Raw genomic sequence first — 24520 nt, forward strand, 5'->3', positions numbered from 1 at the left:
ACATAGACACTTGATCGACATTGGTGTTCGCCATTTCATCACAGAGGTAAGAGAATCATAATGGATTATAGCCACACACGCATGCGCATACTGTCGGCAGGACGACGGCTCAGCTTGGTCGCGCTCGTAGGGATAGCTATCTCTTCTGCCGGTCCAGTTTCTGCGGCCTTCGACGAGGGAGATACCCAACCAACGATCACTATCGGCAGCGTTCCGGGTAATGGTGACAACGACGATGTACGAGCCAGGGAACTACGTGCCGGCATCGGTCATTACTTCCGAGATCGTCTCAGTCTGTGTGGCGAACTGTCTCTCTATCGACCGACCGGCTATCGTGACGGTGTCAGCGCCAAAACGATCGGGCTCGGGCTGTCCTTCGCCGTGCGATGGCACTTTGTGCGGCGTCCGAGCTTCAGCTTCTTTACCGATTGGGGTGTCGGGTTCATGGTTGGTTCGAAATCGTTTCCGCCGGGCGGCACCAAATACAACGCCACGCCCAATTTCGGACTGGGCATCAGTACAGAATTCGTTTTGGGATGGCGAATTCTGATGGGTCTTCGCCAATTGCACATGTCAAACGGAAAAGGGTTGGTTGCCAACAACCCCAGTTTCGATGGGCTCGGTGGATTTATTGGATTGGCTTTCAGACCGGGGTACAAAGAGCCGGTCCCGAAGGTTGGTGCCGACCTCCCGTTTGCAAGCGATGGACTACTCTTCTTGGTGGATGCCACCTACAAGAACATCGATGACGAAAACTCCCCCGGCGGCAGAGTGTCCATGGACTTCCCGCTTCTGAACTCAGCCAACCTGAAAGGGCAGTTGGCATTCTACTCAGCAGAACTGGCCGATGAGATGATATGGGAGGGTGCGGTTCACGTTTACCGCGAAACTCCCGGCGGGCGACTGGCGCTCGGGTACTCCCGCATGGAGTTCAACGTGTTCACGAGCGATTTTTTCAACTTCCAGATCGAACATGGCTTGAACGACATAAGCACATTGGACTTCATCGCCAGCTTTGAGCGAAAGAACCTGGCCGATGACCGCGTCTATGGCGGCCTGTTCATCACCGTCTATCCGATGGATGCTCTTGCTCTTCGTAGCGGTATTGCCTTTGAGCGACAGGAGCATGAGTTTTTTAGTTCGATTGACAACCTCAACGACGCCGGATTCAATTTCGGCATCCAATGGTCGCCAAATGTCCTGGCCGATGTCGGCGTGTCGCTCTTTCTCAACTCAGGAATCGGATACGATGTTACAACGGCTGGTCTGAGATTCCAGCCGGGCGGAAAGAGAAGTCTGCGCGAACGACACCGTCAAACCAGCTTCATACCGATTCGATAGGTGGTTGCCCGCGCGCAGAAAAACTGACATGCCTGTGCTTTGACTGCGCTCAACATGAAACGTGTCGAAACCGCAGCGGCTTGTCCACCTACTCCAACAACCGAATCTCGTACACCAGCGAGTCATCGTCGCGGTCCATGTAGATAGTATCCCCATGGTTTTGAAAGTCGGTAGTGAAGACATCGCGGGGTATACGTATCGAGTCGCAGCCGCCGACCTCAACCGACTCAGGGAAGAAAGTCGCGAAATTGGTGCCGAACTCCTCGACCATGCCGGAGCTGTTGCAGATATCAACGACGACACCCGGTCGAAAGGGAGTGTGGGCAAATCGATAACGCACTTCAGATTCGATTGTCAGCGTCACCGAATCGATCTTCTCACCGACCACAGCCGGGTTGTAGACACGATAGGTGCCGCGGAAAGACTCCGACTTCTCGGACGAATCGTCCTTCTCCACGCAGCCGACGAGCACAGTCAGAAAAATCAGGATGAGTATCGATAAGGTTCGCATCTGTTCACCTCTGTATTCTGTGGGCGGCAAGTAGTGGCCACTTGTGGCCGCCCTCGTCTGCCCCTGTATCCCCGTGGAGCACGAGGACGTACACCACGCACCAACGCGCGAAGCGCGAAAAACAGGCTTGCCTGTGTCGGGCGGGGTCACCCAACAGCACCGGCAAACGTACCACGGGAGGCCGCCTTAAGCCTTGTTTAGGGCGGGGTCACCCTACTCTACCTGCAACAACGATATGTACCATGCTTCGACTGCGCTCAGCATGACAATATAGCGCTCAGCATGACATAAAAGTGACCGCGCGCGTAGCACGAAAAAGTGGTTCACCACTGCGAAGCACATGAAACCCATTTATTGGCTTGCCTGCCTAATTCGGCTTGATACTGGTCTCGGATACGTCGTCTTCAGAAACAGGATTGCCGGCCGGTTTCTCTTGCACATCGTAGTGATGCTCGACGGCCGCTTTCACGAAGTCCCGGAACAACGGATGCGGTCGCGTGGGTCGAGACTTTAATTCCGGATGGAACTGCACGCCGACAAACCATCGATGCTCAGGTATCTCGGCAATCTCGACCAGTCGCTCGTCCGGCGACAGACCACTCAGCAGCAAACCCGAATTCAGAAGCATCTCCCGATATGCGTTGTTGACTTCATAACGATGCCGGTGGCGTTCGGATACCTCGGAGGAGCCATAGGCTGAGGCAGCGCGGGAACCTTCCGTCAACACGCACGGGTAGGCGCCCAGGCGCATGGTGCCGCCAAGCTCGGTCACGCCCTCCTGGTCGGCCATGAGGTGGATGACCGGATGTTTCAGGTCCCGATAGAACTCATAGCTGTGGGCATCGTCGAGGCCGCAGACGTTGCGGGCATATTCTATGACTGCACATTGCATACCGAGACAGATGCCGAGAAAAGGAATGTTCCTCTCGCGGACGTAGCGGATGGCTTCGATTTTTCCCTCCACGCCGCGCTCGCCAAAGCCGCCCGGTATCAACAAACCATCGATACCGTGCAACAGTTTCTTAGCTCCGTTTTGTTTGATATCTTCCGAGGCCGCCCAAATCAAATCGACTTCGGCATCGCTGTGCACACCGGCATGAACGAATGATTCGATAATCGATTTGTAGGCATCCTTAAGGTTAACGTACTTGCCGCAGATACCTATCTTCACTCGATGGCGCGGATGATGGATCTTATCCACAATGGCTTTCCAGTCATCAAGCTCAGGCTCCCTGGTTTCCCAGCCGAAATAGTCACAGATAATGTCATCGAGTTCCTGCGAGTGAAATTTCAAGGGTACATCATAGATGGTGGGTACATCCTCGGCCGAGATTACCGACTTTGGTGGTACCGAACAAAAGAGGCTGATCTTTTGCCGTAGCGATTCCGAGATCGACTTGGCTGAGCGACACAGAAGCATATTGGGCTGGATACCGATAGTCCGCAGCTCACGTACCGAATGCTGGGTGGGTTTGGTTTTGAACTCACCGGCCGTGTCGATATACGGTACCAGCGTGACATGGACAAACATAGTGTTGGCAGGTCCCTCTTCCTGTCCCATCTGGCGAATGGCCTCAAGAAACGGTAGTGACTCGATATCACCAACGGTGCCGCCGATCTCGGCAATGACAACATCGGCCTGTTGGTTATCACTACCTCGTTCCAGTTTCTTGATACGACTCTTGATCTCCTCGGTCACATGGGGGATCACCTGGACAGTGGCGCCCAGATAGTCGCCTCTGCGTTCGCGAGTGATAATGGTGTGATACACTTGACCGGTGGTGACGTTGTTTTGTTTGGCCAGCGGTTGATCGAGAAACCGTTCGTAGTGGCCCAGGTCGAGATCAGTCTCGCTACCGTCATCAAGCACGAAAACTTCACCATGCTGGAACGGATTCATGGTACCCGGGTCGACGTTAAGGTAGGGGTCAAGTTTGCAGTTGCGCACCTTGAGACCTCGCCGCTGCAAGAGGAGTCCGATCGACGATGCGGCGATTCCCTTACCCAACGCGGATACCACACCGCCCGTAACAAAAATGAACTTCGTCCGTTTGGCCATTCAATCACCTCATCAATATATGCTGTCCAACTTCTTCAAATCTTCTTTAGTGTCGACCGAGACTACCTGCGACTGCGTCCGGAACAGTTGAATCTTCTTCTCATGCATAAGAATGCGGGTCTGTTCCAACGACTCCGCTTTTTCAAGCGGCGAACTTGGCCAGGCGCCGAATTTCTTCAGAGCTTCTCGCCGGAAAAAATACACACCGATATGCGCAATGAACGGCCACTGGTCGACATGCCCACCCTTCTTGAGGTTTTGCAGGTACGGCAGCGGGTAGCGCGAGAACCAGAGGGCCCGGTCTTTCTTATCGGTTATCAGTTTAACAACGTTGGGGTCGAACAGTTCGGCATCGTCGGTGATCCGGCGGCCGAGGGTGGCATACTCGGTTTTCGGCCTCACTTTCAAACTGTTGATCACTCGGTCGAGCAAGGCAGCCTTGAGGCCGAAGTTATCCGCCTGGATATTGATAATGATATCTCCACCCACTTTGCGGGCCGCTTCGTTGGCCCGATCCGAGCCGGTGCGATGATGGCGCTTGGTCATCACAACTTCGACATCATAATCGGCCAGGGCGGCCTTGACCTCGCGACTATCGGTTGCAACCACGACCTGATGGATTCGCCGCGACCTCTTGATATCGTTCAGAAGATACCAGATCAACGGGCGTCCGCGATAGGGGTGGATTACTTTGCCGGGAAAGCGGCTGGACTCCATGCGGGCCGGCACCACGGCGAGAACCTTGATACTCATCGGTTGCTCCCTACGAGACAGCCGGAAGCTGATCCGCCTGAATCTGGACCGGAGGGGAGAAAAAGAGCGTTTACGCTGACTTTTGAGGTCAGTGATTTCTTCTCCTTGAGGGATAAGATCGACCGGATCGGTCGGGCGAGGTGTTCCACCTGTTTTTCTACAAGCGGCATGGACCAATTTATATGACAGCACCCCCGCTGTCAAGCCCATAAATGGGTATTAACCGCTCCGCGGCGATGAATCGCGTTTTTGCCCTTCGCGCTTACCTTGTCACGTCGAGCGCTCACCGTGTCATACCGAGCGGAGTCGAGGTATGAATGTTTGTAGGTCGAAACCCCTGGCCCGAAGGGCATAAATGCCATTTATGGTCGCCGAAGGCGAAAAACCGATTTATCGGCGTCATTCTGGCGCAGGCCAGAATCCAGTCTTTGTCCTGGGTGGTGTCGCGGCGACCCCGCCCGACACCCGCCCTTCAATTCCGCCTTGCCACCTGACAATATTGACAATCCACTCCTTTCATCGTATCGTGGTGCATGCTATCGATAACAGTCGGGCAGTGAAGGACATGCCTTGGAAGCACCAAAGGTCTTTATTAGTTACAGCCACAAGGACGAAGCCTGGAAGGAACGCCTGGTAACCCAGTTGAATGTGTTGGGTGAACAAGGGCTTCTGGACATCTGGGATGATACGCGTATAGACGGAGGAGACGATTGGTTTCCCAAAATCCAGGAAGCGATGGAGTCAGCCGCTGTAGCTATCTTGCTGGTCTCCGCAGACAGCCTCACGTCCAAGTTCATTCTGCGCAAGGAAGTTCCACCCCTGCTGGAGCGTCGAGCCAAAGAAGGGCTCCTACTCCTACCGCTGATCGTTCGGCCTTGTCCATGGCAAGAGGTGTCCTGGTTGGCACGGCTTCAGGCTCGACCAAGGAAAGGCAAACCCTTGATCACCATGCCGGATGCTGATGCCGAGACCGCGTTGTCGGACTTGGCAACAGAAATTCTGCATCTTGTAAAGCGGACCGGAACGGATTCCGCAACCGACATGACTGTCACTGCGGCCCAGTCTGCGGACCCTGAGTCGCCGGGAATCCAAACCGTTGTCCATAACCTTCCTTTTGCGCAGAACGCCAACTTTACCGGTCGGGAAAACATCCTCGAACGTATTGAAAGTACCTTCGGACAGGAAGGTGCGGTGGCCATTACCCAACCGCAGGCGATTCATGGTCTGGGTGGGATCGGCAAAACACAGATCGCCCTTGAATTTGCTCATCAACACCTGAGTCAGTTTAAGTATGTCTTTTGGCTGGGAGCAGAGAATGAGGCGACGATCTCCAAGTCGCTGGGTGAGGTGGCGGCCCTCCTTGATCTACCCCAGCGGCATGAAAAAGAGAAAGCGGTCCTAGTAGCCGCAGTCCGCTCATGGTTTGAGACTCATAACAACTGGCTGCTGATATTCGACAACGCCGAAGACGCCGCCTCAGTTCAATCATATCTTCCCCGCACTCAGTCAGGCTGTGTCATCATCACAACCCGGGCCTCGGCCATGGGCGGCATAGCCCAACCGGTCGAGGTGGATGAACTCGACCCGGATTCGGCTGTTAAGTTTCTGTTCAAGCGAGCCGCTATCAAGAAGCCTGATAGTAGTCAAAAGAGTGTCGCCCGAGAGATATGCCATCGTTTTGGGTACATGCCTTTGGCTATCGATCATGCCTCTGCTTACCTGGAGGAGACCAAGTGCTCTCTGGAAAACTACGCAAAGTACCTGGACAAACATGGTGTCAAAATCCTTCAAGGCAAGCAATATGCCTCGGCGGCGTATGGCAAGAAAACGGTGGAGGCAACCTGGGCCATATCAATTGAGAGATTAAAAGAAACGAACCCGTCGGCGGTGGCGTTGTTGACCGCGTCGTCCTATCTGGCTCCGGACGACATCCCGATCGGATTGTTCAAGGCTGATCCGGAATCGCTACCTGACTCACTTAAGAAACTGGTAACCGAAGATCATCTGTTCGATCAGACGCTGGGGGAGCTACAAAAGTTCTCGCTGATACGACGGAGGCAGGGGGAAGATACCTTCAGTATGCATAGGTTGGTCCAATCGGTCATTCGTGAATCACAGGATGAAGACGAAAGCAAGGCTTGGCTGAACAGTCTGCTCGGCTGCCTTAAAGCATCCACTCCCGCTGTGAACGATTTTCACAATTGGCCTGTGCTGGAAAGTCTATCGTCTCATGCAGCATCTCTTTTCACCGAGGCCGACAAGCTCAACCACCAAACGGAAATACTTGGTAGGCTGTTAAACGAGTTCGCCTATTATTTGGATGATCGGGCTGACTATGCAGCCGCGGAGCCGCTCTACCAAAGGGCGCTCAAGATCGATGAAGACCTACTGGGGCCGGATCATCCTGATGTAGCCACTTCTTTGAACAATCTGGCAGAGTTGTACAGAGTCCTGGGGCGATTTGCCGAGGCGGAGCCGCTCTACTTACGGGCGCTTATGATCAGTGAAGAAGCACTCGGGCAAGATCATCCCTATGTCGCGATCTGGTTGAACAATCTGGCGTTGCTGTACGACTCCCAAGGGCGATATGAAGAGGCAGAGCCGTTGTACTTACGGGCGCTTAAGATAACTGAGAAGGCACTGGGGCCAGATCACTCCAAAGTCGCCACCCGATTGAACAATCTGGCGGCCTTGTACGATTCCCTTGGACGATATGAAGAGGCGGAGCCGATGTACAAAAGGGCGCTTGAGATTAATGAGAAGGCACTGGGAGGCGATCACCCCAGAGTGGCGGCCGGTTTGAACAATCTGGCATTACTTTATGACAACCAGGGTCGTTATGCCGAGGCGGAGTCGATGTACAAACGGGCTCTCAAGATCGATGAGCAAGCGCTCGGGTCCGAACATCCTGATCTCGCCACCGATTTGAACAATCTGGCCGAGTTGTACCGATCCCAGGGGCGACATGCGGAGGCGGAGCCGCTATTCCTACAGGCTCTGTTGATTTTCCAATCTGTTCTAGGAGAGACACATCCCAATACCATAGCGGTGCTTAGGAACATAGCGATATTCTATCACGAATGGGGTAAGAAAGACGAGGCAGCCGAGTATGCTCAGTTGGCCGAACAGGCCAAGACGGAGGGCTCCTCGTGAACGCGTAGGGTGGGGGCTCGTCTCCCACCAACAGAAGCCACTTGTGGCCGGCGGACACAAGGCCCGCCGCTACGCGATGGATTGGCGTAGTCGAGTTGCAGTGTTGTGTCAGGTCTTGAGAAACAGTAGGTCGAAACCCCTGTGGTTTCGACATCACGCGCTTCGCGTGATTCTTGTCTTCAACTGCCCCGGTAGCCGCTTTGAATGTTGTGTCGGGTCTTGGACGCGCCGGAGGCGCGGGTGTGACCCGACACAGGCAAGCCTGGTTATCGCTCTTCGCGCGCCACCCTTGGTCAGATACTATCCAGAGAATTGTGCCGGCTCGACCGGCCGGCAGGTCACATCCCGCCAAGGCGGGACAAGACCTGCCGCAACGTCCCGGCCCACACTTTCACCACCATCTCCCCCCAGAACGCGGCCAAGCGACCCTCTATAAAGTAGGGCGGGTCCGTCTTCGAACCCGCCAAAGCTGGAAAACACGGCTTGACCGTGTCAGGACCGCAAGGGTCCTGACCTACTATCAATAAAGGAACAACCAATGGCAACCAGCGCACAACAAAACACCCCCTACCCCGAACAACTTCCGAATCACCATCGACCCTGTTGTTCAATTACAAGGATGCACAACCCGAAGCCATTTGCGCACTGTCGGGCGTGGTCTCAAATCCTCTCTTGATATGGAGTTAAACCAAAGGGCTGGTTGCCGTCCTCAGAAAAAGTAAAAATACGCAAAACAAACCCATTTGCCCTCAATCTTGTAGGGCAGGATCCCTGTGATCCTGCCAATTCCTGGGTGGCCGTCTCAAACCTTGTTTGGGGCGGGTATGTGAGAGTGAAAAGATCACCCCCAAAGCGGCTTTGAGGGTGCCACCCAGATCGAAAAAGACTCGTCAATCCCAGCGAAAGAACTCCGGGACCGTGCCGTTGTCCGTGTCGATACCAACGCCGAAATTGTCCGCGCCAAAAGTCGAGTCGGATCGCGTCGGCTGCAACCAGAGTTTGTTGTTCGTGGCGACCGGATGTTCGGTCTCAGAGTCTTCATCGAACTCGTAATACTGATCGGCGCCACCTATGTCGATAAACGCACCGAACGATTTGGCATAAGTGTAATAGGGCGTCAACTTCGACGGTTTCAGATAGTCCGGGCGGAAAGTCGCCTCGCCCAATCCGGGCGTCCCCTTGCCGAGATAGTAGGCGTCGTCGCCGCCGATATCGACCAGAAAAGCGTTGGACCGAATCTGCGCCAGGCCCATCGAGATCATTTTGGCCCGATAGACATCGTCGCCGTTCAGGTTGATCAAGAAGGCGTTGGTATAGTCCCACCCGAAACCGAGCGCAGCGCCGGCCGTCTCGAAAAGTTCGTGGCGGTCGTGACCGTTTTCATCGAGCAGGATACCGTTGCAATAGTGCGCGCCGGACCCCTGCGTGAAGTAGCACGACTCATATATATCATCACCGTGCCGATCAACAGCGATTCCGGTGGCAAACCAGTAGCCGACACCAAGGGTCCAGTTGCCGGAGTAGTAATGGTCATCGCCGTGGATATCGATAATCGCACCCAACCCACCGGCCCAGGCGTGACCGTCGGAACCATCGCCGCGCCGACCGAACCCGGCTCCCTGGGCGTTGTTGCCGTTGATCTTGTGCTCCGAGTGGTAGTCGCCACGATTAAAGTTTTCGGAGAACGGTTCGGCTGTGTATTTATCGCTACCACCAAATGACGCACAGACACCAACGCCACCGCCGACACCACCCATCCCCTGTCCATCGCCGTAAAGATAGTAGGTGTCGTCACCCAGTCCGTCCAGACAGAGACCTATCCCGAAATAACCGGCCCCCTGCGCCGAGAGATCAGCTTGGTATGAATCATTACCTTCGCGGTCGAGCAGCACGCCGACTCCGAACAACCCGGCACCTTGAGCTAAGGTGGTGCCATAGTATTGATCGTTCCCCTTGCTATCAAGCAGCAGCCCGACGCCGAGCAACCCCACCCCGGCCGATGGAGCCGTCAGGTAGGCCCGGTCGCCGTAGACGTCATCGCCACCCAGGTCGAGCACGACCGAGATCGGGTTATTCAACGAAGCTGTCGCGCCGGGCGATCCCGGATAATGAGTGTCGCGACCGAAGTCGATTATCAACAAGCTGCTGGTGGCGTCACATTCGTAGAAGCCCAGAAAAGGACCCGCGAACATGGACAGATGACCGAACGGTGTATTGATCCGAAATTCGAATTCGTCCGGGATCTGATCAACCAGACCAATCAAACCAGCCTCGGCCTGTTCGACTGCGGCGGCCACTTTCAGCGCCGCATAATGCAACGACGGCCAGTCGATACTTTTGGCCAGATCGTCCAACTCCGGATAGTAAACCATCCCGTCCGCCTGGGTGTCCGAAAGGTCGCGAATGCTGAAGGCTCGGTACATGTCCTCATGGTCGCAGTTGCGGAAAGCCAGGTTACGCCAGCGTATGGCATCGGTCAAGTTGATCAGTAGTTGAGCAACAACTAATCTGACAGTGTCCGGCAAGCCTGCGCTCTGGTCCCGTATCTCTTGTTTGTAATCCGGCCAGTCCGATTTGGCGCCGAAAGTATGAAACTCAGTCGACCGTCCGGCCAGCGCAAAAAGATTGTCGATAGCAGTGACCATCGGTTCATCGCCGGTCGGCGGACCGAGCAGATTGGCCGAGTAGGACCTGAAACCGCCCAGCTTCTTGTCGACGCCGAGATTGTAGGTCAGTTTGTAGAGGCCATCGTGTGCGCTATCGGAGTAAGCCGGATCAAGGTAGAACTCAACGGTGTTGGCCATCACTGTTGCATAGTCAATGAGCTTCAGGGGTTCGGCAAAGAGGGCATCAAACGATGTCAACCGGTGGGGGACATCGAGCGGAAAACGATTCCAATATCCGGTCGGTCGATAGCCGAGATCGGCCCGGCTGAACCCAACTTCACTCAGAACACGGTCGAGGATGTCGGGAGGTTGCTGGGGATGAACGCCGGTTGAGGTTAAAAGCAAAATGCAAATTATGAGTGTTAGATGCTTCATGGTCGGCTGCCTTATGGAAACTGGTTCTCTTTGTTAACTATAGGCAGCCCGCCGTGTGTAGACAAGCAAACAGTTTGGTTATGATCTGGTTCGCCGCTCACAAAGCGAACCAGCAAAACTAAACATTTTGCAGGATATCTACGTCTAAAGAACCAGCGACAGAGAACCTCACGCGATAGCCCCGCAACCCTCGGTCGATCCAGGCCCGGATCGACCAACGAAGAGAGACACAGGTGAAACCATGAACCAATCGATCACGGCAGTCGGCCTGTCGCTGATTCTGGCCATGTCTGCTTCGGCTCAGTTGGCCAATCCGGAAACGGTCATTTACGATTACGCCAATCAGCGCTACTTGGTATCGAACATGTCCAACGGCAACATCGTGGCAATTGACCATGACGGCTCCTATACCGTCTTCAATTCTCTTCTGAGTTCCGTTTATGGGATGACAATTGCCGACAACACGCTGTACGTATCATCAAACGACCCCGCTCTGAACGGAATAGTCGGCTTTGACCTGACCACGTCGGAGATGACCACACATTGGAACGTGACGACGATGCAGGGCGGCAACGGCATGACCGCCGATAGCTCCGGTAACATCTACATTGCCGACACCGGCGGTAGCCGGATTATCAAGGTACGCACCAGCGACGGCGAGTCATCGCAATTCGCCGTGATATCTATCCCCAACGCCGTTTACTTCGACTACCTGAACAACCGCTTGCTGGTGGCCTCCAACGTCTGGCCTTCGTCTATATACGCTGTCGACATGGCGGACTCATCGGTGTCTCAGGTTACGGCAATCAGCGGACAGTATTCCGGGATAGCTCAGGATCAGATGCAGAACACCTATCTTGCCTTTTTCGCGCAGGACAATATCATACGTCTCGACAGCACGCTGACCGGGTCGGGCGAACTGGTGGCAGGCAGCCACAACGGTCCGGAAGGTATCTTCTTTAACCGTCGCACCAGCACGTTGGTGATTCCCAGCCTTCTGGCCAACCAGGTGGACTTTGTCCCGATGGATATCGACCTCTGGTTCTCAAGCGATACGTCTGCAGGCTGGGCGCCCTACGATGTTCAATTCGACGGTGGGTCCATCTATGATGTAGAGTCGTGGGCATGGGATTTTGGTGACGGTGATTCTGCTTTTGTTGCCTCGCCGACACATACTTTTGATACGCCGGGCCTTTACGATGTAGCCCTTCAGGTTGTCTCAACGACCGGTGACACCGCGCTACGAGTCTATCCAAACCAGGTTTTCGCACTGGCCGACTCGGTTTGGATGGATGATGCCGAGTATACACCCGACAACGCTATCGAAGTGGTCATCCACGCCCGCAACAGTGTTCCCTTGTATGAGTTTCAGGTTGCGTTGACCTACGCAACGGGTGATCTCGAACTCGTATACGATTCATTCTCCACCACCGGTTGTCGCACCGACTGGTATGATGGCAAGATTCAGTCGCAGTATGTGCCGTCGAGCAAGAAGTGTACTTTCAAGCTGCGCCCGCGTGGCTCGGGGGCGCCACTGTACGACCAACCCGGCAGCGGTCCCGTTCTGAAGCTTTACTTCCACGCTGCCGGCGCCACCGAGGGTGAGCAGACAACAATCGATCTGACCGGCTATGATGCCCAGCACATGCCGAAATTCACGGCCAATGGTCTGGTATATGCGCCGGTTACAACCAACGGTACAGTGACATACCCGGCTTGCTGTCAAGGTATCCGCGGTAATGTCGACGACGACCCGTCCGATCAGATTGATATAGCCGATCTGGTCTATCTGGTGGATTTCATGTTCGCTGGCGGCGCCGAACCGGTCTGCTACCCGGAGGCTAACATCGATGGCGATGCCGTCGGCGATGCTTTCAAACAGTTAACGATTTCGGATTTGGTTTACCTGGTCGACCACATGTTTAACGGTGGACCTGCGCCGCCGCTCTGTCCGTAACAGCGACGGAGACCAGAAAAAGGGACAGCCCTGATGGGCTGTCCCTTCATTAGTGTACATCGTTGTATTTCCAAAAAGGTATCGGCTATTTCATTAATACCATCTTTTTTGTCTGCGAACCACTGTCCGTCTCCAGACGATAAAAGTAAACACCGCTGGCCAGCATGGTACCGTCGAACTGATAGGCGTGTTCGCCCACCGACAGTTCGCCTTCAAACAAGGTGGCTACTCGTTGGCCCATGATGTTGAAGATCTCCAGTCGCGCCCGTCCGGCGGTCGGCAGGTAGAAGCCGATTTCGGTGAGCGGATTGAACGGGTTTGGATGGTTCTGATACAGCGCGAAATCTCCCGGCAGCACGGTGCCCTTGGCGTTACCGTTGATCAACGGACTCACGGTGCGATGATCCAGGTCCGACAACAGAGCTTCGGATATTTCGTACACGCCGTCGAGTCTGAGAATGTCATAGCGCCCTGCCTGGAGGACTTGGGTACCGTCGAGATCACACAAGCCAACCAGCAGCCCCTCTTCGGTGGCGCCGTAAGACAGTTCCAACTGGGCGTTGGTCACGCTGATCGGTGGGCTGTCAGAGTGGCCGGATAGATTCAATTGCACTCCGCGTACTTCAACCGGATTGTTCATCGATATGATCGTGCCGCCATCGACATAACGCGAATTGATTTCTACATCGTGACCTATCTTGGCCGTCGGTTGGCTCGACTGCGAACAGGGCGCCGCCGGTTTGTCACCGCCGCCGAAGAAGTATTCGACAAAGAAAGTAAGATCACCGATGTCGATCGCGCAGTCACCGTTGACATCGGCCGCATCGACAATCTCTGGAGCAGGACCGCCCCGGAACATGAAGTCAACCATGTAGAGCAGGTCGGCGATATCGACACTGCCGTCGAGATTCAGATCGCCCGAACGATGACCCCACAGCACGAATGTACCGGTGGCTGAACATTGCACAGGCTTGCCGCCCACGCGCCAGTTCACGGTGTATTCCTGCTCGGTAGAATCCCAAACCCAGCCGTAACCGAGTATGAACGGCGCAATGGGGAAGGTGAGTTTGAAAATGTCACCCGGGAAAATATCCGGGTCGGTGATGATCTCCCACGAGGTCGGCGCGATACTGTCGTTGACCATTACCGTGGCCGGATTGACATCGATAGCAACGAAATCGCCTGAGAATTCGCCCAGGTAGATTGTGGCGCTCATCGGTATGACGGCATGCACGTAAAACATGTACTGCATGAACGGGTCTATCGTGGCCATGGCGAAACAGTCGGTCGATCCGGCCAGCGTGTATGATGCTTCGTTATTGGTTTCGTCGAATTCCTCGATCTCCTGGTCGGGATCGACCCGCACGTACAAATGGCGCGGCAGGGTATCACCGACCGTGTACGCAACATCGACCGATACGGCCTCGCCCGGTGACATGCTGGGTATGAACTGGTCGACGCCGATCTGGTTTACCGACACACTCGGGTCGCCGTCGTAGAAGCGCACGTTCACACCGGATACCGGGTCGGAGTCGACGTGGCAGTGCACGGTGGCGGCAACCGTGATAACCTGACCGGGCGAAGCGGCCGGGTTGGAGACAGACACATCGGCGTCGTCGACATGGACATCCATCTCGGATGTCCAGATCGTCACATGACAGGTGTCATCGGAACCAGCGCCGAAATTGTCCGTTACGATAAGTCCGATGTAACCGGAGTAGACAGCATCCCACGACTCGGTGCATGTGGAGTCGAAGCAATCATCAAAAACACCGTCACCGTTCAAATCCCAACTGTAGCTGTTGATCGAATCGCCCGGGTCGGGATCATAAGAGCCGGTGCCGTCGAATACGATCTCCTCGCCGACGCGAGCGGCATAAGGTCCGCCGCAATCGGCGATGGGGGCATGGTTGACGGTATCAATGACAATTTCATGCTCTTCGATATCGGTGTCTTCGAGGTCGCTGTTATCCTTGACGCGCAGAGTGATCGTAATCGTGTCGGCCAGAACGCCGGGGGGGAGTGGGAAACCGGGGTGCGTGATGTTCTCACCCGCGCCGTCCGGATTCTCCCAATCGAGTCCGTCGGATTTGTCATAGTCCCACAGCCACTCAACGATGTCGGCGGTGCCGCAGGTATAGTAGGAACCACTGCCGTCCAGAGTGATTTCGGTGTTGGCCGGTGTGGAAGCCGGTGCGGAAATCACGGCCACCGGATCGCAAGTAATCGATGGCGTCAGGATGAGAATGCCAAAGTCGGTGTCGATCAGGTTGCTGCCGTAGTTGCTGCCGTTCCAGTATCCGTCGGGATGTTGGTTTTCGACCAGCCACTCATTGTATTCCGTCTGCCAGTCGTGTGCGCCAACCATTTGGATTTCGTGGGGGTCTCCACCTGCGTCGACGGCGATACGACAGCCCTTGGCCACGCCGTACATAGCGTACAGGTTGCCGAAATTCCCGCTGGAAGTATTCGTGCCCTGGTACCAGTTGTTGTTCAGGTAGTTCAGAGCGTTTTGAACGCGGGTGTCATCGTATGGCACATCAGCAAAAGAAAGCTCGCAGATTCCGGCGCCGGTACGACCGACATTAGGTGCCCCGTTGTTATTGTATCCGAAGCCGCCGTTGGCATTCTGGCTGTAGGTTGTCCAGACCAGTAGTTCGCTTTTTACGAATGCGGGTGGCGCCAGCGTCCAGTCGAACTCCGCCGCTTCCATCCCGATAGTGGGCCACTGCGATACCGAATTATCGCTGTTGCCGTAGTTGGCATAGTAGCGCCAGCCGCCACGGCCGCCGTAATCATTCTGAGACCAGGCTATCCAGTCCATAGCGTCTACCACGATGTCGTGGTACGTTTCGCCGATCACCCCGGCCGGTCCGGTGGCCGCCGTGCTGTCGGGGGCGCCACAAGCAACTATAGCCATGACGCCGATACCGACCTCATAACATGGTCGGGTGCCGTTGGAAAACCAGATACCGATGCCGTCACCGTCGGAATCAGGATTTCCGTAAGGCTGGGCGCCGATGGTTTGAGTTCCGGAGCGCAGGGTGACAATGTCCAGCCCGGCTTTGACATGCTCGGCATAGATATCTTCGTCAGGGTCACCGAACGGCATGTGGCCGCGATTGCAGAAGGCCAGTACTTCCATGCCGAAGGCGCCCACCTGGTATTGTCCTTCCGCCCCCCAACCCTGCCAACTGATGTATCCGTAATTGTGCAGGTATAGCCAGCGCAGACCTTTCTGGATGGCCAGATTGACCCGCGAATCCCAGTTGCGGGTGACAACGTCGATCTGCACCACATCGGTGTCGGAGGCGCCGACATTATCGGTAACTATTAATGTGGCGTACTTGGGTCCCATAGTCGCATAGCCGTGGGTTACCGCAATATACCTCGGATCGGTAACGGCTCCGGTCACAATCGCCGAACCGTCGCCGAAATCCCACTCATAGGTGTAGGGGGCCGTCCCGCCGATCACGTTGCCCCATATTGTAAGAGCGGTGTCGGGATTGGGCCAGGCGTAAGCAGTGTAAATGTTAGCCGCATCGTTCCAGATACCGTCCGGCATCACGTTCACACGGATCGGCTGCGCCGAAATGTCAGCCGCCAAAAGGCAGAGCACAGCCATCGCCAAAATCAGACTTACCAATCGTGTTCTCATTACCATCCTCCGAATTACTGTTAACCTCTATCTTCGTTCGATCACCGGACGGGGTCGTCTATCGGCCTCGAGCGGCGGTCCATATATCATTACCTGATCTTTCAGATGTGTCATTCAGGTTTCAATAACTCCTGTAGCGTCAGCACACAGTAGGCGGTAACCAGAACCGGGTTGTTCTCCCACCAACGACCGTTTTCATTGACCCAGGAACCGTCGGCCGCCTGTATGCTGATCAGTTTGTCGGCCAGGTCACCGCGCCAGTCGTGTCCGGCGCCGTCTGCGTCGATCAGAGTAGGTTCGCCCAGAAGGGTCAGCGCCTTGGCCATCACATGGTAATAGTAGAACAAGCCCTGCTTTCCCAACTCGGGGTTGGTGTCGACCGTGTAATTGCTTTTGATCCATCGATAAGCCGCCTGCACCCGTTCATCGTCGGGGGTCAGTCCGGCGTGAATCAAGCTTTTCATCCCGGCATAAGTCATGCCGCCATACGAGGTGGTCGCTCCCGCTTTGGAAACACCCGGGTAATAGACAAACCCGCCGTCATCTGAGGACCATTCGTAGTCATTGTACTTTTTGTAGTTCTGGCTGTTCTGCAGAAAGAGGATTGCTTTCTCCCAAAACAGGTCCTCGTTGGTACTCTCCGGCAGAGATCCATCCAGGGTCACCGCCGCTTGGTCGGTCGATGCATAGCTCTCCGAGGTGCGAATCGCTTCCAGAGCAAACTGCATGTTGGAAATATCGGAGCGTTCGTCCTTGTTGTAACCGATACCGCCGTAGGTGGAACTGTCAGGCGAGATACCGTCATCCTCATCGGCTTGCAGGGAGATGAGGTAACCACGGGTGGCGATTATCTGCTGCTCGAAACTGGGCGCCTCGGCAGCCACCAGCGCCATCAGACAGATCGAACTGTTGTAGGCTTTCAACTGCGGTTCGAACGGCGGATAGATGCCGCCGTCATCCTGTACGTTGGTGAGAAGATACTTAAAGCCTCGGACGATGGTAGCTTCATGTTTTTTGCGCAACTCTGCAGGCGCCCGCGCGAAACCGGTCATGGCCAATCCACTGATACCGGGGTAATCATTGAACGATCCGTTTTCCTCCTGCGCTGCGGCCAGGTAGTCCAGAGCGCGAGTAACAGCGGCTTGGGCTTCATGCCTGAGCGATAGATCGAAACTGTTTTTGTCGCCGGCTGTACTCACAGATATCAGTGATGCAACCAGAACAGCAACCAAGATGATTCTTTTCGAGAATGATGTCATACTACTCCTTGGACAGGGTCGGCTGCGACCACTTGCTGATTGTCACCGCAACCGGCGTTCCCGGTTTGGGTAGTGTCTTTTTGTTGGCTTCGTATACAGTGTCGTCCAGCCGGCCGGCCAATGGATTATTCAACACGGCCACCGGGTCGGCATAGGTCGCGATGAAAGAGCCGTCCAGATCGGCCATGAACCTTCCGTCGATAACCATCGATCCGGTGAACAGCCACGCTGTGGCTTGCATGGATGACTGACGCTGAGCGTTGTACACCAGTTGGTGCGCCTGATAAATGACATCATGGCCGGATGGGTCCTGCCATTTTACGCAGATCGCCACCGAATCTCCCAAAGGCTCTGTACTATCTCCCTGAAAGTGCATTGTTGTCCGGCCGCTCTCGAATCCCAGCAGCAAGAGCGCTGTTTGCAGGTGAAGCGGCACCGCGTCCAGAACCAGCACCGACTCATGCGTCTTGCCGCCGGGAGAGGTGGCGAAATACTCGACCTGTCCACTGTCCAGGTTGACCCAGCCGGGCAGGACAATTTCACGTCGCTTTGCATCTATTCTCAGGTTTCCAACTGTGTATGTGTGTGGATCTATCATCATGACCAAAGAGTCGACCGAGGACAGATCGTCGGTGGCCGCCTCGGTCTGGGTAATGGCCGCCGTTGTCACCCAACAGACCAAAGCGATTATTGTTGCTTCAACGATCCATTGACGCCGCATGAAAGGCAACCTATCCTCCGTCGAACGGGCACTAACATCGATTAATTGAACAGAACCAAAAGGCTCTATGAAGTATTCCCACTCTGCCCTTAGGAGCACCATCATTACAGCGCTGTTGCCGCTGATACTAATCCTGGTCCGGCACCCCTGCAATAACTCAATGAAGCCAAGAAGGGCCTGATGTCAAGGAAAAAAGGGGCGCATACAGCACCCGGAAGGTGTAGTTTGAGATTGACAAATCCGGATTATCTACGATCTTGAAAGCGGATCAACGGGATAATACTTGCCCAACGTACTGCGAACAGGATTAGTTTGAACAGAGTTCGACAGAGAACAATCTTCCGCATCGTGTCAAGCCGCGTATCCTGGTGGCCGGCGGTTTGCCTGCTCTTGATTGCTACCACCAATAGCCTGGCCGCTACTATTAATATCCCCACCGAGGCTGCCACGGTTCAAGGTGGTATTGATCTCGCCGGCGATGGCGACACGGTGTTGATTGCCGCAGGTATCTATCACGAGCGAATAAACTTTGACGGTAAAGCCATCACCGTGGGCGGACCTTTTCTTTTGAGCGGTGACTCAATTCACATAATGTCGGCGGTGATCGATGGTGACCCAAACATCCTGGGGCCGGCAGACAGCGGCAGTGTTGTCAGGTTTGTCAGCGGTGAGGGTGCCGGTTCGGTCCTGTGTGGTCTGACCCTTCAGAAAGGTATGGGGACAAGCAACAATGGCGGAGGAATCCTATGCTCCCAAGCTTCCCCGGTTATCCGCGACTGTCTGATACGACTTAATGTGGTTTCCGGCACCGGTGGGGGCATGTATTGCAAAGAAGGTTCGGAGCCGCTGCTTCTTAATTGTCGATTCGAAGAAAACCGGTGCGGCTTCTTCGGCGGCGGACTGGCGGCGAACTTCTCATCACCGATACTGGACAACTGCATCTTTGAACAGAACCTCGCTCAAGCTCCATTCGGCATGTCGGCCGGAATAGACTTCTTTTATTCGAACCCGATCTTGACCAACTGCCGGGTCAGCGGCAACGTCGCTGCCATGATCATTGGCGGTGTTTCGTGCTATGAATCGCCGGCCAGTTTTGATCATTGTGTCTTTGAAGGCAATCAGGCCACTTTCGCCGGTGGGCTCTACTGCTATGGCGACCCACCGACTGTGACCAACGGCACTTTCGTCTTCAACGATGCTCCATTCGGTTCTGCGATTTACAGCGAAGGCTGCTCTTACGATCTGTCCAACTCGATAGTGGCCTTCAATCAACAAGGGGCGGGGATCGTGGCCATGTTCGACAGCATCCCGAGTATTGCATGTACAGATATCTACGGTAATGAAGGCGGCGACTGGGTAGGCGATATTTCGGCGCAGGCGAGTATTAACGGCAACCTGTCGACCGATCCACTTTTTTGTGATGCGCTGAGTAGTGATTTCAGTATCGACAGTTTGTCGCCGTGCGCTCCGAATCAAAACAGTTGCGGCACTCTGATCGGTGCGGTCGATCCCAAGTGCTCGGGGACTCTGCGAGCTTTTGCATATCCGGACACATTGCACACGTTCGATGTCAACTCGGTCAATCCATCCACCCTGCTGGTAGTCGTGGGGAATTTCACATCCGGCTATTCGGTCGAAGAGATCGATCTGGCCAGTTTGCGTGTCAATGATTCGTTGGTGCCGGATTCGTGTGCAGTACTGACCGGCCATCCGGACTTCGCCGGACAGGTGGTGGTCATGTATATGAACACCGGCAGTTACCTCAATCAGTACGGTTGGATGTGGGATATTACTTTGCAGCCGTGCGTGGTGACCGGGTTGTTCAACGATAAATCGGATATTGACCTGACGGCGATGGTGACACTGATGGGGCATGTCTCCGGCGATGTCAACAACGACGGCAGCCGCGACATTTCGGATTTGGTTTTGGTGGTTGACTACTTCTTCAACAACGGTCCATCTCTTGAGTTGCCTGACGCCGTTGACTTGGATCGCAATGGCACTATCGACATCACCGATTTGACCTTACTTGTGGAACGGATGTTTTCGACAGTCCAGCCGGAGCCGCTGTGGGAGCGGTTGTTGATGTATAGAGACTGAGCGATTCTTGGTTCTTTGTAGGTCAGGACCCCTTGTGGTCCTGACACAACCTCATGCTGAGCGGAGTCGAAGCATGAACGCGTTAGCTGTGTCGCTGTCACGATAGCTGCTTTTCTAACTCCCCTCTCGAGAAGGGTGGCCCGCCTTGGCGGGCCGGGGTGTATTATTTGCTTTGCGCCTTTGCTAAACACACCCCTAAACCGACTCTCCAGAGGGGACTTTGAATATGGTTTCCCTCGAAGGAAAGGTGGTTTGTCGATTCATACGGGGACGAATTCGAGTTCAAAACTATCGAACTTGCGTTGCGCCTGAAGCAGTTGGGCGGATGGAAACTGTTCTTGAGCGACTTTGGTAACTTCTTCCTTGTGTGCTTCCGGCATCTCCGAACCAAGGATCACTTCGGACACGCATTGCGGGGTTAGATTCAGACTGAACCCACCTGCATCCATGAAGACGTATCGATATTCCTCCTCGTGATCCCAGTGCTTTGACTTTGCGGTGAACAACTGCAGGAACTTCTCATAGTCCTCCTCATCATCAAGGTCTTCAGAAGGTACGATTTCGGGGAATGTCTTTACGTATGTTACCCAAGCCTCTTGATATGGCTTGCCGGTGCTCGTGAAGTATTCATGCAAGACTCCTGTGAATAGAGAGAAGTCGAGACCTACACAGAACCCGCGATATGCATTGGCGTAGTGTGACCAAAGCAATGGCACATCTTTCACTGTTGAGAATGATAGAATCCCGTGCTTTTCCCGATAATTGAGCGCAGATTCCTCTAGGAATTTTCGCAACTTAGCCTGATTTTTGAACTCCAATTCTCGAACTCTCGCTTCAGCCAGCTCTGCACGTTGAGCCATTGGCATTGCCGGTGGCAACAGACCTATAAGTCTCCCTTTGAACTTTTCCTCTGGCAGCCGATCGTATCTAAAAGGGATACAGCAATCAAAGGGGTCATTCAAGTCCGTAGCTTTTGGCACCCACAGTTTTCGTTCGGTGAGTAGCGTCCTGTGGAGGTTCTTTTCCGGGTTATCCGGATCATTCCAATCATTCACCCAACTTCGGAACTTGTAGAGCGTTTTGGGTTTTGGTTTATCGTCCATCTGATCTCCCATTACATATTAACCAATGTTGGCGGGTTCACGCCTCGGCGCGCAGGCGAAGACGGACCCGCCCTACCAGAACTGAATCTGGCCTTCGCCAGAATGACACCGACTAATAGGTTTTGTGCGCTCCGCGCGTTCTTGTCCAAGGCGGCGAAGCCACAAAAACACGGCCCCCCCGTGTCACCCCTCCTTGTGCAGGTGCATTGTCGAGGTCTGGGCGGTTGGGAGGATGATCAGCTCGCCGATCTGAACATGCGGCGGGCGGTCGGCAATCCAAACGACCGCTTCGGCCACGTCCTCGCCGATCAACGGCTGGAAACCCTGATAGGTCTTGGCTGCTCGTTCGGTGTCACCATAGAACCGGACCCGCGAAAACTCGGTCTCGACCAGGCCGGGGTCGACCGTGGAGACCCGGATCGGTGTGTCGACCAAATCGATCTGCATCCCTTTGGTCAGAGCATCGACAGCATGTTTTGTGGCGCAATAGACACTGCCGCCGGGGTAGACCAGGTGACCGGCTATCGAACCTATATTAATGACGTGCCCGCGCCCACGCGCCACCATGCCCGGTATTACCGTCCGGCTCAGGTACAGAAGTCCCTTGACATTGGTGTCGATCATTTCCTCCCAACCATCGATATTTCCTTCGTGGAGCTTATCCACACCGCGCCCCAGACCGGCGTTGTTGACCAACAGATCGATTTCCCGAAACGACTCCGGCAGACCATCGATGGCCGCTTCCACAGCCGAGCGGTCGGTGACGTCGAGCTCCATCAAGTGGACATCTACATTGAGATCGGTGGACACCTCCTCCAACCGGTCGCGCCGCCGGGCGGCCAGAATCAACCGAGCTCCGGTTTCGGCAAACTTACAGGCGCAGGCGGCGCCGATCCCGGCCGAGGCGCCGGTTATGAGGACGGTTTTATCTTTCAGTCTGGACATTGGTGTTCCTTTCATCCGATTTGTGGCTCTTTTGTATCAAAGTACGACGTAAGCCCGGCGTCGTCAATCGATTGCGCGTAGCGTCCATCTGTAGACAGCAGATTCTGTTCGCGATATCTCAAAAAGTCTGCTAATCTCTCGCAAAGTACGGTTCTCTTCCTGTAGGTCGGAACCCTCTTAGCGGTTCCGACATTGGGCAATGGCAGAACCAGAAGCTGTTCTGCCCTAAGAAAACCTCGCCACGCCGTCGGGCGAGTCGCCCGACAGCACCTGTTGCGGCCGTCTGAGCCACCCGGCGGACACAAGACCCGCCGCTACGCGAGAGAAGAAACTGCTCTTCAGCCAATCTCGCCGGGGCCAAAAACCTGTGCAAATGTTGAGCGATGAGGAGCATTAATAGGACAGTTACCCCATTTTCTCCAGCCATCAAAAAGGCCTCGGAAGACTGGGGTTAATGAGGTCGCCGCTAAGTTGTGTGTGGGTAGCATGTTAGTGATTGTCGCCAAAACCTGTGGCGGTCCCCTGCAAAGGGCACGCTCTGTGCATAGCAATGGACGAAACCTAAATGTTTTGATCTGGACACCCGATTAATGTGGGAGGCGACTCAGCCGCCCCGGTCGGGCTTGTCGAAGCCAACGGAGGGCGTGATGACGATGGTCGCTAAGAAAAAGAGAGTCTTTACCGGGTTGCCCAGGAAGACATACTGGCATCTCTACAGTTTGCAGAACCTGCAGGCTGAGAAACTGGCCAAGATTGTCAACAAGGTGCTTAGCAAAGATTACGTGCTGATCAAGTAGTCAAGGGTAGTTTGACGCTTTTATTCTTGACTCTGTGTTGACAACGATGTACTTTCGGGGCTGTTTTGAGTACTGGTGGGTGGTGTTTGGCCGCACCGGTGATAGTTGTTGAACCGTTACGGAGTGAGGATGTTTAGAAAGAAGATTACGCTAATAATGATTCCCGACGCCAGTGGGATTTTCAAACAAGTGAAAGTTCCGGTGGCTTCGCTATATATTGCAGGCGGCGCCCTGTTGGTCTTGTTGGTGGCCGGCCTGTTTTTCACCTCGCAGTATTTCAATGATCAAGTGGCTCAGAAAGAACTGGCCCGACTTCAGAATGAGAACACAGAGTTGGCTTCGCAGTTTGAGCAGATGCGGTGGAGCCTTTCGGAGGTAGAGGCGCGCTACGGCGATCTGGTTGAGAAAGAGATCGTCCTGCGCTCTGCTTTTGATCTGCCGGAGATCGATATACAGGAACGGCAGCTCGGCGTGGGTGGTCCCAAGGCGGTCACCACCGCTCTCTCCACCACCCAGCAAACCGCCCAACAGGCCGAGGTCGATCTTGACTACCTGCTGAGGTTGTCTCGTTTTGAGCTTGAGAAATATGACGAGGTCCACGCGGCGTTGGACGATCTGCAAGATCGCCTCAAACACACACCCTCGATCTGGCCATGTAAAGGCTGGTACTCACGTGGCTATGGCCAGAAATATGATCCGTTCACCGGCTACAAGCGGATGCATTGGGGGATCGATTTGGCTAACCCGCGCGGTACACAGATCGTGGCCACGGCCGACGGTAAAGTAATCAAAGTGGGTAACCAGGGCGGCATGGGCAAGACTGTCGTGATCGACCACGGTTATGGATTCAAGACTCTCTATGGCCATCTGTCGAAGTCAAATGTCAAGAGAGGTCAGCGGGTGAAACGCGGCGAGGTTATCGCCCTTATGGGTTCGACCGGCTATTCGACCGGTCCGCATCTGCACTATGAAGTCAGTCGCAACGGCAAACGGCTCAACCCGCGCAAATATATCCTGAACGAGAAGTAGGGTTCACACGCCAACAGATTTCAACCGCCGATTAATCTCGGCGGTTTTTTTTGTGGCCATAAATGGCTTACTTCGCGCTTTGCGGCGATAAAT

15 protein-coding genes are annotated in these 24520 nt (G+C 54.7%); 6 read left to right on the top strand and 9 right to left on the bottom strand.

The genetic code is table 11. From position 1 onward, the window contains the following. Positions 1–60: 60 nt before the first annotated feature. Positions 61–1341, top strand: coding sequence for an acyloxyacyl hydrolase (locus tag OEV49_08760; protein ID MDH3891161.1), 1281 nt, complete (start codon positions 61–63; stop codon positions 1339–1341). 88 nt (positions 1342–1429) lie between these two features. Here OEV49_08760 and OEV49_08765 read toward each other — a convergent pair whose 3' ends face one another. The 3 genes from OEV49_08765 to kdsB form a co-directional block, all read right to left on the bottom strand. After that, positions 1430–1852 (bottom strand): hypothetical protein, encoded by a 423-nt coding sequence (locus OEV49_08765; GenBank protein MDH3891162.1) that lies wholly within the window; start codon positions 1850–1852, stop codon positions 1430–1432. Between the two features lie 367 nt (positions 1853–2219). Beyond that, positions 2220–3911, bottom strand: coding sequence for a CTP synthase (locus OEV49_08770; protein ID MDH3891163.1), 1692 nt, complete (start codon positions 3909–3911; stop codon positions 2220–2222). Between the two features lie 12 nt (positions 3912–3923). Beyond that, positions 3924–4664, bottom strand: a complete 741-nt coding sequence (gene kdsB / locus OEV49_08775; GenBank protein MDH3891164.1) for a 3-deoxy-manno-octulosonate cytidylyltransferase — start codon at positions 4662–4664, stop codon at positions 3924–3926. Positions 4665–5234: 570 nt separating this feature from the next. Between kdsB and fxsT the strand changes: the two genes are divergently transcribed. Further along, positions 5235–7817: an FxSxx-COOH system tetratricopeptide repeat protein gene (gene fxsT / locus OEV49_08780; protein ID MDH3891165.1), complete on the top strand. Its 2583-nt coding sequence runs from the start codon at positions 5235–5237 to the stop codon at positions 7815–7817. Positions 7818–8707: 890 nt separating this feature from the next. Here the strand turns inward: fxsT and OEV49_08785 are convergent. Next, positions 8708–10858, bottom strand: a complete 2151-nt coding sequence (locus OEV49_08785; GenBank protein MDH3891166.1) for a hypothetical protein — start codon at positions 10856–10858, stop codon at positions 8708–8710. Positions 10859–11099: 241 nt separating this feature from the next. Here OEV49_08785 and OEV49_08790 point away from each other — a divergent pair, with 241 nt between their 5' ends. After that, complete coding sequence (locus tag OEV49_08790) at positions 11100–12815, top strand: PKD domain-containing protein (GenBank protein MDH3891167.1); 1716 nt, start codon at positions 11100–11102, stop codon at positions 12813–12815. 85 nt (positions 12816–12900) lie between these two features. Here the strand turns inward: OEV49_08790 and OEV49_08795 are convergent, their stop codons facing one another. From OEV49_08795 to OEV49_08805, 3 genes are all read right to left on the bottom strand, one after another. Continuing rightward, positions 12901–16473: a PKD domain-containing protein gene (locus OEV49_08795; protein ID MDH3891168.1), complete on the bottom strand. Its 3573-nt coding sequence runs from the start codon at positions 16471–16473 to the stop codon at positions 12901–12903. 110 nt (positions 16474–16583) lie between these two features. Continuing rightward, the gene (locus tag OEV49_08800; protein ID MDH3891169.1) at positions 16584–17732 is read right to left on the bottom strand and encodes a hypothetical protein; all 1149 of its coding nucleotides are present in this window, start codon (positions 17730–17732) and stop codon (positions 16584–16586) included. A 1-nt stretch (position 17733) separates the two neighbouring features. Further along, positions 17734–18453, bottom strand: coding sequence for a YdjY domain-containing protein (locus tag OEV49_08805; protein ID MDH3891170.1), 720 nt, complete (start codon positions 18451–18453; stop codon positions 17734–17736). 312 nt (positions 18454–18765) lie between these two features. Here OEV49_08805 and OEV49_08810 point away from each other — a divergent pair, with 312 nt between their 5' ends. Further along, complete coding sequence (locus OEV49_08810; protein MDH3891171.1) at positions 18766–20553, top strand: right-handed parallel beta-helix repeat-containing protein; 1788 nt, start codon at positions 18766–18768, stop codon at positions 20551–20553. Positions 20554–20813: 260 nt separating this feature from the next. Here OEV49_08810 and OEV49_08815 read toward each other — a convergent pair whose 3' ends face one another. Continuing rightward, entirely contained in the window at positions 20814–21656 is an 843-nt protein-coding gene (locus OEV49_08815) for a DUF2971 domain-containing protein (GenBank protein MDH3891172.1), read from the bottom strand. 183 nt (positions 21657–21839) lie between these two features. Further along, a complete protein-coding gene (locus tag OEV49_08820) occupies positions 21840–22601 on the bottom strand; it encodes an SDR family oxidoreductase (GenBank protein ID MDH3891173.1) in 762 nt (253 codons plus the stop codon). A 647-nt stretch (positions 22602–23248) separates the two neighbouring features. On the opposite strand from OEV49_08820, the gene OEV49_08825 reads away from it, so the two are divergent. After that, positions 23249–23398 (top strand): hypothetical protein, encoded by a 150-nt coding sequence (locus tag OEV49_08825; protein ID MDH3891174.1) that lies wholly within the window; start codon positions 23249–23251, stop codon positions 23396–23398. Between the two features lie 129 nt (positions 23399–23527). After that, complete coding sequence (locus OEV49_08830; GenBank protein MDH3891175.1) at positions 23528–24427, top strand: M23 family metallopeptidase; 900 nt, start codon at positions 23528–23530, stop codon at positions 24425–24427. The last annotated feature ends 93 nt before the right edge of the window (positions 24428–24520 follow it).

The organism is Candidatus Zixiibacteriota bacterium, assembly GCA_029860345.1.
GTDB lineage: Bacteria > Zixibacteria > MSB-5A5 > GN15 > FEB-12 > JAJRTA01.